Origin of the sequence: Candidatus Chryseobacterium colombiense, assembly GCA_029203185.1 — a bacterium.
Lineage (GTDB): Bacteria > Bacteroidota > Bacteroidia > Flavobacteriales > Weeksellaceae > Chryseobacterium > Chryseobacterium colombiense.
The window spans coordinates 1959448-1974071 of record CP119310.1 but is presented as its reverse complement, the minus strand read 5'-3'; the positions used below and the strand labels follow the sequence as shown (position 1 = coordinate 1974071).

At 35.0% G+C, this 14624-nt stretch carries 10 protein-coding genes; 4 read left to right on the top strand and 6 right to left on the bottom strand.

The genetic code is table 11. The features are described from left to right. Positions 1–87 precede the first annotated feature (87 nt). From P0Y62_08740 to ppk1, 5 genes are all read right to left on the bottom strand, one after another. Positions 88–3129, bottom strand: a complete 3042-nt coding sequence (locus P0Y62_08740) for a choice-of-anchor I family protein (GenBank protein WEK71641.1) — start codon at positions 3127–3129, stop codon at positions 88–90. A 178-nt stretch (positions 3130–3307) separates the two neighbouring features. Then, a complete protein-coding gene (locus P0Y62_08735; GenBank protein ID WEK71640.1) occupies positions 3308–3460 on the bottom strand; it encodes a hypothetical protein in 153 nt (50 codons plus the stop codon). After that, entirely contained in the window at positions 3457–4110 is a 654-nt protein-coding gene (locus P0Y62_08730; protein WEK71639.1) for an NAD-dependent epimerase/dehydratase family protein, read from the bottom strand. The genes P0Y62_08735 and P0Y62_08730 overlap by 4 nt, the downstream gene beginning before the upstream one ends. Positions 4111–4468: 358 nt before the next feature. Next, positions 4469–5341: an exopolyphosphatase gene (locus P0Y62_08725; GenBank protein WEK71638.1), complete on the bottom strand. Its 873-nt coding sequence runs from the start codon at positions 5339–5341 to the stop codon at positions 4469–4471. Between the two features lie 92 nt (positions 5342–5433). Beyond that, complete coding sequence (gene ppk1 / locus P0Y62_08720) at positions 5434–7506, bottom strand: polyphosphate kinase 1 (protein ID WEK71637.1); 2073 nt, start codon at positions 7504–7506, stop codon at positions 5434–5436. 246 nt (positions 7507–7752) lie between these two features. Between ppk1 and dnaK the strand changes: the two genes are divergently transcribed. Continuing rightward, a complete protein-coding gene (gene dnaK / locus P0Y62_08715) occupies positions 7753–9642 on the top strand; it encodes a molecular chaperone DnaK (GenBank protein ID WEK71636.1) in 1890 nt (629 codons plus the stop codon). 132 nt (positions 9643–9774) lie between these two features. Here dnaK and P0Y62_08710 read toward each other — a convergent pair whose 3' ends face one another. Then, complete coding sequence (locus P0Y62_08710; GenBank protein ID WEK71635.1) at positions 9775–11511, bottom strand: AraC family transcriptional regulator; 1737 nt, start codon at positions 11509–11511, stop codon at positions 9775–9777. A gap of 282 nt (positions 11512–11793) precedes the next feature. Here P0Y62_08710 and P0Y62_08705 point away from each other — a divergent pair, with 282 nt between their 5' ends. The 3 genes from P0Y62_08705 (at position 11794) to P0Y62_08695 (ending at position 14564) form a co-directional block, all read left to right on the top strand. After that, the gene (locus P0Y62_08705) at positions 11794–12030 is read left to right on the top strand and encodes a hypothetical protein (GenBank protein ID WEK71634.1); all 237 of its coding nucleotides are present in this window, start codon (positions 11794–11796) and stop codon (positions 12028–12030) included. Between the two features lie 69 nt (positions 12031–12099). Continuing rightward, entirely contained in the window at positions 12100–14211 is a 2112-nt protein-coding gene (locus tag P0Y62_08700) for an outer membrane beta-barrel protein (protein WEK71633.1), read from the top strand. Positions 14212–14345: 134 nt separating this feature from the next. After that, positions 14346–14564 carry a hypothetical protein gene (locus tag P0Y62_08695; protein WEK71632.1) on the top strand — a complete coding sequence of 73 codons (219 nt, stop codon included), beginning with the start codon at positions 14346–14348 and terminating at the stop codon, positions 14562–14564. Positions 14565–14624: the final 60 nt, after the last annotated feature.

The following is a 14624-nucleotide window of genomic DNA, read 5'->3' as shown; positions in this document are numbered from 1 at the left end:
TGGAGGCTCTAAAACTACTCATTTTCTCTTCAACAAAAAAGTCCCGGGAAATCCCGAGACTTTTTTATTAATGATACTATTTTGAATCTATTTTACAATCACCCTTTTCACAAAACCTTCGGAAGTTTTAACCAGGTAAACGCCTGTAGAAAGCTTTGAAGTTTCAATTGTTAAAGCGTTTTTCTCTTTTCCAAGAAGCTTTCCGGACATATCGTACAATTCGTAATCCTGAGCTCTGTTGAAATAAAGCGTATTTCCTTTGTTAATAGGATTCGGGAAGATATTGAAGGTTGCTTTTTCAGTTTTTACTTCACCTGTTGCCAGAGTTGGTGCATTCGCTACCTCATACATCGATAACGTTCCGCTGATTTCGTTAGCGATAATTACATAGCCTTTTCCTGTTGTTGTATTTTCTGGAGCAATATAGATAAGCCCTTCCGGTCCGTTATCTCCTCCATAAGCCGAAGTTGTACGGGAATGTTTATAATCGGTAAAAGTAGGATTATTAGGATCTGAAATATTGTAAACCATTACGCCTCCTGTTCTCTCTAATGTTATAAAAGCATAGGTTTGTCCGCCAATAACTCCTAAAGCTACTCCTTCAGGTTCCGGCCCTTTTGCGCGGCTTCTGTTTTTTATTCCGTTGGATTCATTGTCTGCATTAAAAATCAATGGATGATTAGCTGCAATATATCTTTCAAACTTGTCGCCGCTGTCATAAACGATCTGCTTTGTGTCTGCATTGAAGATCGAGAATGAACGTGCTCCTAATGCTGCCATTTCTTCAAAATCGGCGTCTCCGTCTGTATTTCCTGTGGCGGTGGAAACCCTGAATCTTCCCAGGTTATAAGAAGCTTTCAGAATCGCTGATTGAGGGAAAATAGCCGGATCTAAAGTATAAGTATTGGCTCCGACTGTTGTTCTCTCACTGAAACCCGGAAGGTCTTTTTCATCCCCTTCATTGGCGGTTACAATATAATTTGTTCCTCCGACTTTGAAATTCTGAACGCCATCCGGAAGGAAATAAGCTTTTACGGGCCAGTTCGCGATTAAAACTTCTCCATTGTTATCGGAAGCATCAAAACCGTTTCCTGGAATGCTCATATCTTTTTTTCCTAATCCCCAGATGTTGGTAATTGTTTTTGTGGCTAAATTAATCTCCGCAATAGCATTGTTTTCCTGGAGAGTAACCCATGCTTTCTGGCTGTCAGAGCTCACCGTAACATATTCTGGCTCCAGATCCTGAGACAATGTATTGTTGGTTCTTACTTTTCTTAAACCTGTTGCTGTTAAAGCTGCAACCTGAGAATCAAATGCATTGAAGTTTAGCGTTGTGACATTGGTTTGACTCAGATTATTAATTCCTCCGGAAATATCGATAATACTTATAGAACCTTCAGGATCTACGGTGTATGCATCATTCGGCTCGCCTTCGTTGGCAGTGATTACTTTTGTTCCGTCCGGAGAAAAAGTGACCATATCCGGTAAAGCTCCTACAGTGACTTGTTTTAAAAAGTTTCCATTGATATCAAAGAAAACAACGGAACCGTTTTGCTGAGGATTGGTATTCGGAGAAGCGGCCGCAATGATCCCGTTTTTCACTGCGATGCTTGTGATTCCTCCATACGGTGCCATATTGACAGTGCTCACTACAGTTGGTGCAAGTGGATTGCTGAAATTAATAATGTCAAAAACATCAGTAATTGAACTGATCGTAAATAATCTTTGAGTAGTAGGATCATGAACTACAATTTCCGTAGAGCTTGTGTTCGTTCCGGAAGGATCAAAACTTCCGATATAGTTTAATGAGATTTGGTTGGAAGGAACAGGTGCAGGTTTATCATTATCAACAATATAAACCGTTGCATTATTATCGCCGGAAATTGTTGCTCCTGTAGGATTTTCAAGACTGACTACAAAATATTCAGCCTGTTGTTCTTCTAAAGTATCATCAATGATCGGAATATTTACGGTATAGCTTGTCATTGATGGAGTGAGACTAATCGTTTGACTAGCTAAAGTAAAATCACTGTTGTCTGCAGTACTGAAGGGAGCGGGCTTTACTACCAGATTGACTGTTGAATTCGAAGGATTGGCAATGTTTATTTTAAACGCTAAAGTTCCTGTATTTTCATTGACTTTAATAAAATTCTTATCCAAAGAAATGATAGATCCGGCTGTAGTAAAGGTTGTTGAAGTAGAGACTGTTACAGCGTTGTCACTGGTGTCTTCTACCATATTCGGTTTTAAAGCCAGATAATAAGTCTGGTTCGCCACTAAGCTTGAAGTGGGAATTACTGTGATTTTGTTGTTGGCGAAAGTGGTTGTGAAGGGAACTTGTGTACCTGAAGCACTTCCAAGGCGGAAATCTACAAGGGTTTGTGCATTAGAATCGTTGATCGTTGAGTTGTCTATTAACCTTACATTTTCATTGAAAGAAATGGTAGGATTTATAGTTGTGGAAGTATTATTTGTATTGTTTGCAGGAAGATAGGTTACAGTAGGTGGAGTGGTATCTGTTCCGCTTACTGCTGTTGCGTCTACTGTGAAATTATCAAAACGGTTGTTTCCTACTGTTCCTCCGGCTCCAGCAGCGAATTCAACTTTAAGTTTAAAATTCGGATTATTGGCAACCCCAGCAATCGCCGAAAAATCAAAAGTAATTAATTGAGGGTCTGCATCAAGTGGAGAAACGGTCTGATAAGGCAGGAAAGTTGTTCCGTCAGTAGAATAGGTCCATATTTGTGTTCCTGCTCCCGAACCTGATCTTCTCGTTGTGAATTTTACAATTACATTATTGTATCCAGTAGTAGGCAAATTGAACTGTAAATTACCTCCAATAGGAATATTATATCTCAAATGCGTTCCTGAAGCGTCTCCGTTTCTTGCATTTAAATTATTGACATTAAAATTTTGTCCTGTTCCGCCTGCGAAATCTATTTCTGTGGTTCCTCCTGTAAATGCCGTCAGTGAACCGCCTGTCAAAGTTGAAGTCGGAGTAGTGATGGAAGTGGCAGAGGCGTTATTATTAAAATTCCAGTAGTGGATAAGAGAGGTCTGTCCGAAAAGATTTCCCTGAAGGAAAAATGCTGCAATTACAGTCCCTTTTAACAAGTAGTTATTAATCATTTTTACTTAAATTAAGTTTATGCAAAAATGAAGTTTCTACTTTGTAAACATTTTAAGGTAATTTTAATAAATGTTTAATAAATAGGTAATTGTATTTCAGATAAATCAATGTTATAAGATCGCAGGAAGAAAGACATACCGTAAAAATGGTATGATACAGTATGGGCAAATAATTGTACTATTTAACCGTTTGTCCTGATGGAGCATGAATCCCCGTTACAGGCTGCTTCCCTCCCAAAGGATGTTTCTGCATGAAGAAAAACCCTGAAATGGCCGTCAGAACAAGTAATACAAAAATAACCAGAAAAATTCTTTTTAACATATCTTTCATACCGCGAGATTTTTAATGTCTTTAATTTCTAATGTTGAAGTTGGGTATCCTTTTTGTACGGCATTGATCATTGCTCTTCCCACTTCGTGTAAAGTTAATGATTTTGACGGTAAAAAAATAGGGAACAGCCAAATAAAAGGCTTAAAAAACCATTTTACATTTTCCTGGCCTTCAACAGGTTTCATAAATCCGGGACGTAAATTGTATGCGGCTTTCAATCCCAGTTTTTTTAATGCATTCTCCGTTTTGCCTTTTACTCTGGCCCACATCATTTTTCCGCTTTCCGTGCTGTCGGTATGTGCTCCTGAAACATAATTGAATACCATATTGGGATTTTGGTGTAAAACCACCTTTGCAAAATGTAAAGTAACATCATACGTGGTTTTAATATATTCTTCTTCACTCATTCCTACGCTGCTGATTCCGGCACAAAAGAAAACGGCATCGTAACCTTTCAGGTTTTCATCATTCATATCGATGTTTAAAAAATCTGAAACGATATATTCTTTAAGTTTGGCGTGTTTCTTTCCTGACGGTTTTCTGCTTACGCTTAATATTTCTGATATATTGGGGTTTTCAAGACATTCCATTAAAACTCCTTCTCCTACCATTCCTGTAGCTCCTGTTAGAATTATTTTGAGTGTGTCCATTTTTAGTTCTGTTTTTCTTAATGACGTTTCCTCATTGAGTTTTACTTTAACTTTTTAAAATTTAATTTGAATTAGTATAATAGGTTGATAAACAGAATGAGGTTATTTCAGGTACCTTTTCATAAAGAAGTTATTAAAAGAAAAAACTTTAAATTTATCCGTTATACTTCAAAATAAAAGTAATTTTTTCCCTTAATGAATCTTAATTTCTTAATGGTAAAAATCTTTAATAAATCATTTTTACTACTATTAGATTCTTCCTTCGTCAGAATGACAGATTTGAGATGAGGTATAAAATAAAAAACTAATCACTTTTGACTGGTTTTTTAATGTATGTGTTAAAAAGCTAATTGTTTAGCTATAATTTGCTGTAAATATTATGGATAAGACCGTCGGCTACAGATATTTTCGGAACAAAAATCCGGCTTATCTCTGACCAGGACATTACATTATTGTAAATTTTTAATGCATGAACCAATACATCGGCACGATCCTCTCTTAGATTATATTGAGTCATTCTTTCATCTATGGTAAGTCCTGCAAATTCTTTATAAGCTTTTTTCAGATAGGAAGCAGACATAGGCTTTCCGTCTTTGGTTTTGCTTAAAGAAAAAACTTTGTTGATATTCCCTCCGGAACCAATGGCAACGATTGGTTTTTTGCTGACGATATTGGATTTTATCTCTTCTTTCATTTCTTTCCAGTTATCCTCTGCCACCAAATCATTCAAAAGACGTATGGTTCCGATATTGAACGATCTTTTGTATACCATTTTCCCATTTTCATAGAAGGTAAGCTCAGTGGAACCTCCACCAACATCTACATACAGATAGGCAAAGTTTTTATCAAGTCCTTCTGCTACGTGGTTTTCATAGATCAAGGTTGCTTCCTCGTCCCCTGAAATAATTTCAATATCAATACCTGAAGTCTCTTTTACTTCTTTAATGATCTCCAAACCGTTTACTGCATCGCGCATTGCACTTGTGGCACAAGCTCTGTAATGCTGTACGTTGTAAATTCTCATCAGATCACTGAATATTTTCATAGAATCGAGGACCATTTTTTCTCTTTCGACGCCGATTTTACCCATAGTGAAAACGTCCATACCTAATCTCAAAGGGATTCTTAGAAGATTAAGCTTGATAAATTCAGGCTCTTTCTGCTGAGTTTTTACTTCGTTTATTAAAAGTCTGGCTGCATTACTTCCTATGTCTATCGCTGCGATGATCATTATGTTCTTACGTTTATTAAATTTCAGTTAATGAATTGAATTTACAAAATTATATGATTATTTGTCATTTAAAGCAAAGTTTTGGTGAACAATTACTTTTTCGTGGCCTTTGCTTTTAAATATTTATATGTTTCTACCTGAGAACGGCATTCCTCTTTATTATTCCGGATGTATTCGTTGCTCAATTTTTTATCTAATATTCTTGCTTTTACGTTATCCCGAAGCTGAATATCAAGAATTTCTTTCAATTCGGTTTTTAAATTTTTATCAGTGATTTTTGCAGCGGCTTCTATCCTATAGTCAAGGTTTCGGGTCATCCAGTCTGCCGAAGAAATATACAGGTCTTCTGAACCTTTATTATAGAAGTACATCACTCTTGCGTGTTCCAGATATTCATCTACAATACTTATCGCTTTTATTTTTTCTTTAAAATCTTTCTGGTTGACTGCGCAGTAAATTCCTCTTACGATCATTTTTATTACGACTCCTGCATTTGCTGCATCATAAAGCTTTGTAATGAGGAGACGGTCGCTTACCGAATTGGCTTTAATGATCATTTCAGCTTTTCTTCCTGCTTTAGCCTCTTCTATTTCTTTATCAATATGGTGAATGATTTTTTCACGCATAAACTGAGGGCATACCAAAAGATTTTTACAGGTTTTTAGTACCGTAAGATAATCTTCTTTCGGTTTTCTCAAAACATTAAACACTTTATTAATATCTGCCATTATTCCCCGGTCTGCGGTCATGATAAGGTGATCTCCGTAGATTCGGGCAGTTTTTTCGTTAAAATTTCCTGTGCTTATAAATCCGTATTGAATGGTTTTATTATGGGCTCTTTTTTTGATGACACACAATTTGGCATGTACTTTTTTATCAGGAATTCCTACCAGAACCGTTATTCCTTCTGGCTCAAGCATTTCTTTCCATTCAAGGTTGGATTCTTCATCAAATCTGGCCTGAAGCTCAAGCATTACTGTAACTTCTTTACCGTTTCTGGCTGCATTGATCAATGCATTGATGATTTTTGAGCTGCTTGCCAAACGATAAGCCGTGATCTGAATCGATTTTACATCCGGATCCATTGCTGCCTCACGTAAAAGGTCAATTACAGGATTATATTTGTGGTAAGGGAAAGTAAGCAGAACATCATGTTTCAGAATAACATCGGTTATTCTTTCGCCATGTTCAAAAGCAGGGTGCATAAAAGAAGTTCTCTCTACCGGTCTTTCGTATTTTTCAAAAACATCCGGAAAATCCATGAAATGCTTGAAATTATGAATCTTTCCACCAGGAATGATGCTGTCTTTCTTCGTTAAGTTCAATTTTCGGATCAGCATTTCCAGGAGTGCTTTGTCCATATCTTTATCAAAAACAAAACGGGTAGGTTTTCCCTTTCTTCGGTTTTTCAATCCTTTTTCGATTTTTTCCGCGAAGTTGGTTCGGATGTCATTATCCAGATCAAGCTCTGCATCTTTGGTTACTTTAAAAGCATTAGCAGAAAATTCGTCATATCCAAAATAAGAGAAAATATGCGGTAAATTGAATGTAATGACATCTTCCAGCAGCATGACATCTTTTTCCTCAGGATCTTCCGTCGGGAGCAAAAGAAATCGTCCTACAAATCTTGACGGAATTTCAATGATAGCATAATTGCTGGAATATTGCCAGTCTTTTTTTCTCATTGCAACACCCAGGTAAAGACTTTTATCTCTCATGTAAGGCATTGGTGTATTTTCATGAAGTAGAATAGGGATGACATTAGCTTCTACTACCTCATCAAAATAATTTCTGACAAATTCCTTTTGTCTGGCGGTTAAGTTTTTTGCGGTTTTAATGAAAACTTTATGATCAGCCATTTCAGTCTGAATTTTCTTCCAGGTCTTATCAAAATTCTGCTGATGCTTGATAACAATGTCATTAATTTTCTGAAGAATTTTTGAAGGAGGTTGGTAAAACGATTCTGCAATTACTTTTTCTTTAAAATCCATGGCACGCTTTAATCCTGCTACACGTACTCTGAAAAATTCATCTAAATTATTAGAAAAAATTCCTAAAAAACGGATTCTTAAATGCAAAGGCACATTTTCGTCCATAGCTTCCTGCAAAACCCTTTCGTTGAAAGCAAGCCATGTAATATCTCTTGGATTGAAGTGTAATGACATTCTCTAGTTTATATTTTATCAAAAATAATAATTCATGAGATTATGATCCCTATATAATAGGTTAAACTTTGATTAAATTTTTGTAGCTGTCAATGTCAAAAATGTCTTGAATAGACTGGTTTTTGAGCGATGGATAAGTCTCTTTATACTGTATTGTGTCATTTTGTCACATCCCTATGAATGGTACAGATATTGAGAAATTGAGAGTGTAAATTAATTTTAAAAATTAGAAAAAATATAAATATTATGAGTAAAATAATTGGTATTGACTTAGGAACAACCAACTCTTGTGTTGCTGTAATGGAGGGAAAAGACCCTGTTGTTATTCCTAATGCTGAAGGTAAAAGAACAACTCCTTCTATTGTAGCATTTACAGAAGATGGAGAAAGAAAAGTGGGTGATCCTGCAAAAAGACAAGCGGTAACTAACCCAAAGAAAACAGTATATTCAATTAAAAGATTTATCGGGACTCACTTCAAAGAAGATGCGAAAGAAATTTCAAGAGTACCTTATGAAGTAGTATCCGGACCAAACGATACGGTAAAAGTAAAAATCGACGACAGAGAATATACTCCACAGGAAATTTCTGCAATGACGCTTCAGAAAATGAAGAAAACTGCTGAAGATTATCTTGGACAGGAAGTAACAAGAGCGGTAATCACTGTTCCTGCATACTTCAACGATGCTCAAAGACAGGCTACTAAAGAAGCGGGTGAAATCGCTGGTCTTAAAGTAGAAAGAATTATCAACGAACCTACAGCTGCTGCGTTAGCTTATGGTCTAGATAAAAACCATAAAGATCAAAAAATCGCTGTGTATGACCTTGGTGGTGGTACTTTCGATATCTCTATCCTTGATTTAGGAGATGGTGTATTCGAAGTATTGTCTACAAACGGTGATACGCACTTAGGAGGTGATGACTTTGATGATGTGATCATCAATTGGATGGCAGATGAATTCAAAGCTGAAGAAGGTGTAGATTTAAAAGCTGATGCAATTGCTCTTCAAAGATTGAAAGAAGCTGCTGAAAAAGCTAAAATTGAATTATCTTCTTCTCCACAAACGGAAATCAACCTTCCATATATTACAGCTACAGCTACAGGTCCTAAACACTTAGTGAAGACTTTAACTAAAGCTAAATTCGAGCAATTATCTGCAGATCTAGTAAGAAGATCTATGGAACCGGTTGCTAAAGCATTGAAAGATGCAGGTTTATCAACTTCTGATATCGACGAAGTAATCTTGGTAGGAGGTTCTACAAGAATCCCAATTATTCAGGAAGAAGTAGAAAAATTCTTCGGTAAGAAACCATCTAAAGGAGTTAACCCGGATGAGGTTGTAGCTATTGGTGCTGCTATTCAGGGAGGTGTATTGACAGGTGATGTAAAAGATGTATTGCTTCTTGACGTTACGCCACTTTCTTTAGGTATTGAAACTATGGGTTCTGTTTTCACTAAATTAATTGAAGCAAACACTACGATCCCAACTAAAAAATCTGAAGTATTCTCTACAGCTTCTGACAATCAGCCTGCTGTAAGCATCAGAGTAGGACAGGGGGAAAGACCAATGTTCAACGATAACAAAGAAATCGGTAGATTCGACCTTACAGATATTCCGCCAGCACCAAGAGGAGTTCCTCAGATCGAAGTAACTTTCGATATTGATGCTAACGGTATCCTAAGTGTTTCTGCTAAAGATAAAGGTACTGGTAAGGAACAGACAATCAAAATTCAGGCATCTTCAGGTCTTTCTGACGAAGAAATCGAAAGAATGAAGAAAGAAGCTCAGGAAAACTCTGCAGCGGATGCTAAGAAGAAAGAAGAAGTTGAGATTTTCAACAAAGCTGACGGATTGATCTTCCAGACTGAAAAACAATTGAAAGAATTCGGTGAGAAACTTTCTGCTGATAAAAAAGCAGCTATCGAAGCAGCTCACGGAGAATTGAAGACAGCTTTCGAAGCTAAAAATGCTGACGATGTAAAAGCTAAAACAGAAGCTTTAGATGCAGCTTGGATGGCCGCTTCAGAAGAATTGTATGCAGCTGGTCAACAGCCGGGAGCTGATGCAGGTGCACAAAATGCAGGAAATGCAGGAGGTGAAGATGTACAGGATGCAGACTTCGAAGAAGTGAAATAAGTATTGATCATTATCAATTAATAATAATTAATAAACCGCTATAAATATTTATAGCGGTTTATATTTTTTATATTTTAAGAAGCCAAAGAAACCAATCTAAAATCAGAAGTAGATAATTGTTCTGATCCCAACTTAAGACTCGGATGGAGATTCAAAACCAGGTATCTTTCTTTCTTCTAATTCTTTTCTCCTTTGCTTAATGAAGTCTGTGGGACGAATATTATTTATTTCCAGAAAAAGGTCTGAAAAATTTTGGCGGGAACTTATTCCACACTCGTTCGCCAGTCCTTGTATTTTTAATCGTAGGTACTGAGGGTTTTCATACATTAATTTAGTAATATAATTAATACGAAGGGTAGAAAGATATTTACTGAAATTCATACCTTTAACATCATTAATATATTGAGAGAGATAAGACTTATTAGTACGGAAAGTATTGGCAAGTTGGTCGATTGTTAATCCATTTTCTTTAAAATTTCCTGTAGCTTCAAATTCTTTTAATTTATTTTGTAAATCCATGAATATATCTTCACTCAAGACAGACTTTCCGTAATTAGTGATATTCTCGTACGAAGGTAAAGCTGGTTTCGTCTGGTGTTGAAGTTTTTTTTCCAATTCTTGGTACTTCAGCTTTATTGATTGTGCATTATTGTAAAATCGCCACGCCAATATAGCTAACAAAATCAGCACGGAAACAAGGAGTATGATTGTTCCAATATTCAGGTTATTACGGGCCTCTAGTTTATTCTTAGACTCTTCCAAAATTTGCTTATCGTAATCCTTGTGGATTTTTGCAGACAAATAATTAAAGTCTTTACTAAAAATACTGTCAGCTTTCAAAAGCTTTTTTGAGTATTCGAGTTCCTTTTCAACATCTTTTTTCTTCTGGTAATATTTGATTAAGAAATTATAATTTTCGAGAAGCTCAGGGACAATAAATTTTCTTTTTTGAAAAATGGAATCCACTTTTTCAAACTGTTGTATTGCAACATCTTCTTTTCCTAAACTTAGGTAATTTTTTCCGACATAAAAATCGGAAACAGATGCCCAATAAAAGTCTTCATTTTTATTTAAGAGAGAGAGCCCTTGGAGCAGAAAAGCACGGGATGCATTATAATTTTTATGATTAAATTCCGAGATGCCTTTACATTTAAGAAAATACGCTTCTTCCAAAGAAAAATCGTCCGATTGACTTGAAATATTTAAGCCTATGTTGATGATTGAATCTGCATTTTTGTAGTCATTTATATTTCTATAACATACAGCAATCTGGTGTAGGCTGTTGAGATATCCTTTTTTAGCATTATATATTGAATTAGGATGGTAATTGCCCTTTGTTTTCGGTTCAAAGTAAAAAATACATTCTTTAAAATGTTCAATTGCTTCGTTATAGTATCCTAAATAACTTTTTACCAGCCCCATCTGATAAATGATCTTAAATTTCAAATAATCATCTTTACTGTCTTTAGAATATTGGTAGGCTTTTAAATATTCTGCTAATGCATACTGGTAGTTTCTATAGTAAAAATAATATAGACTGCCTTTCAGCAGATAAACCGTAGAAATAAGTTCTTTATTATCTGCTTTTTTTGCGACTGCTATGGCGCTATCTGCATATTGTATTTTTAACTTTTTATCAGGAGAAAAAAATGTGGCATCTCTGTATCCCTGTATCTGCTCAGTTAGATTGTTTTCTAGTTTAGCTTTCTTAATATAGAGATTTATACCTTTTAATGCGGTTATATCATTCTCATTTTTCTTCTCATATAGACCTCGTAGATTTTCAAAGCTTTGCTGGCTGTATATCTTTCCAAAAGAAAAAAACAATAAAAAATAAAATAAATAAAAAGGAGTTTTTTTAGAGAACATTTTAGTTCAGAATATATTATGTAGTGCAAAACTAACTAAACCTGATAAAAAAACATTCATATAATTTTTATTTATACAAATTATAAATAAAAATTATATGAATGTGTATCAGATATTTAATTCCGAAATAGTGGTCCTAATTTCTGTATTAGGACGTCTTTATTTGTCAATTTTCAATTAGAGACTTGCTTTTTTAGGAAAAAACGTTTCACCCAAATAATTTAGCATCCGAATTCAATTTAAAAAACTCCCGGCGCCGGGATAAACTTCAAAGAAAATATTATGAAAAAGTTTATCTCTTGGGTATCAGCAATTGTTGTATTCGTTACAGTAGTTAGCTGTAGAGAAGCAGAAGAATTAACAACAATTGCTGATGAAATGCAAAATCAGTCGATAGCTACAAAAATCAAAATAGATTCTGTTGGCATACAGTCTGTGACTCTGTCACAAAATGCTTCCATTTTGTCAGATGGGCCAGAAGGTGATCCGCCACCAAAGAAGGATGAAATTAAGTGGTGATATTTATACTTATTGAAAAATGTGCAGTATGAAATAAAGTAAATACTGGTTTTTATTGAGAAAGAAATTATGATAAAAGAAAGTAATAAACGATATTTTACAGTGATATTGGCATTGATGGCAACCGGTATGTTTGCACAGACTAATGAAAATAAAATATCGGAAAATGTAGTTGATACCTTAAAAACTAAAGAAATTCAGGAGGTACTTATTAAAGCCCAAAAGAAAAAACAGTTTTCGGATCACGCAAATTATACTTTTGATAAAGAAGCTCTTGAAAAAGCCAGGCATTCTAAAGATTTGCTTATTACACTGCCTGAGCTACAGCTTGATCCTGTTTCTAATATGGTGATAAGTCTTAAAGGAGGAAGAATCCTGTTTCTTATCAATGGAGTTGAGGCTACCGATAACCAAATTAAAAGTGTTGCATCAACAAATGTTGTAAGAGTGGAATATTTTGATATTCCGCCTGCAAGGTATTCACAAAGAGCAGATGCGGTAGTAAATATTATTACAAAAAATCCGGAAGTAGGATATTCATTCGGGACAGATCTGACTTCTGCATTTACAACAGGTTTTGTTAATGGTTCTGTGTATGGTGGTTATACAGAAGGGAAAAATGATTTCGGTCTGGAATATACCATCAATCTTAGGGACTATAATAACAGGATTGTTGATAAGACGTATGAATATGATCTGAATCAGATTCATTACCGGTCAGCAGAGGAGCAAAAAGATCATTTTGGGTATACTTATCAGAATATAGGATTACGATATTCGAATACTGATTCAGGTAAGTATGTATTTCAGGCAAAATTGAATATGATTTTGAATTCAAGTTTTTTAAAAGGAGCAGGTCAAAGCTTATTTACAATGAATAATAATGATGAGCTGCATCATACTGTTCATAATAGCAATTCTAATTATACGAACCCTACTTTGGATCTTTACTATTCTAAAAACATTGGAAAAAAAGATGAATTGAGCTTGAATGTCATAGGTTCCTATTTCAATACAAAATCTTATCAGTTTGACCATGAATGGAAATCCAGTGATTATACCGACATTTTCAATAATGATATGAATTTGAAAGCGAAACAAACCGGAATTGTAGGGGAAATTGCGCATGTTCATAATTTTGAAAAAGGAAAATTAAGCTCAGGATATCGAATATCCAATACTTCAATTAATAATGATCTGATCAATCTTTTAGGAGCAGGGAAATATTCTGTAAATTATCTGGAACAATATCTTTACACTGAATATTCGGGTAAAAAAGACAAGTTTTCTTATAGGTTGGGAATGGGGCTTACTCAAATTCACAACAAGAGTGCAGAAATTATACAGGATAATTGGGCTCCAACTCCGAAAGTGGTTTTGAGCTATGAATTCCCTAAAAATCAGTTTTTGAGATTTGTTACTCAATATTCTTCTCAAAGTCCTTTTGCATCGGCTTTAAGCAGTAATGTTGTACAGGTTGTGCCCAATATTGTTCAGAAAGGAAATCCTTATCTTAAGGCACAGCATGTTTTTAAAAATAATCTGATCTATTCCTTCAGCAGTAAATATTTGGATTTAAATACTACGCTTTTTTATAATATTGCTGACAGATATTTTGCACAATTTTATCAATTAGATCCGGAAACGGGAGGGTATGCATTAACTTATGAAAATGCCAAAAGCTATAGTGAAAAAGGAGTTCAGATCAGTGGTTCCATAAAACCTTTTGGAAATAGTTGGCTTGTTCTCAAAACTTATATTGCACCCACTGCCACAAAACTAACTTCTGTAAACGGAAAGAAGTATACAAGAAATTTTGTAAGAAATAATTTTGCATTAATCTCTCAATACAAAAATTTTTCTGCCTATTATCAATTCAATATCCCGGTCTTTTCTTTAAGTGGGTCTTTCCTAAGTAAAGACGAAAACCAAAGCCATCTCCTTATAGCTTATCAACACGGGAGCTGGACTTTCACAACCGGTATGTATTGGGTAGGAACACCTTCTAAATATCATACGAAAAGTTTATCCGGTGATTGGGTAGCATATACTAATAAAACAAATATCTATAATAACAGAAATATGTTTGTATTGGGGTTGAGTTATGATTTCTCTAGTGGGAAAAAGCTGCAGATTCAAAAGAAACTGAATAATAGTACAGCTCCGGCGAGTACTTTCTAAAAATATTTAATTCACAGGTATTTATAGTGCGCAATATGGATATTATATGGATTAATTAATGCTTGCAAGCGATACCAATTAGGGTTTAATGTATCGAAACTTTAACCAAATCTTAAATTTTAATATTAAACAAAATGAGAAATTCTAAATTAAAGAATGCTTTCGAAGTTGCAAAACTTGACTCTCTAAAAAAAGGAGAAATTATTAGTGTTAACGAACAAATGGCTATCAGAGGAGGACAAGCTGCCTTAGCTTGGCAGCCGCTTTGTACAGTTAATAACTCTTGTACAGTAAACAATTCTTGCGGTCCACAACAACCTACGCAGCCAACACAACCTACAACTAGTTTGTAATATTAAATTCCCCATATCATAATAACATAGCTTTATGTTATGGGGTTTTTTTCATTTAAC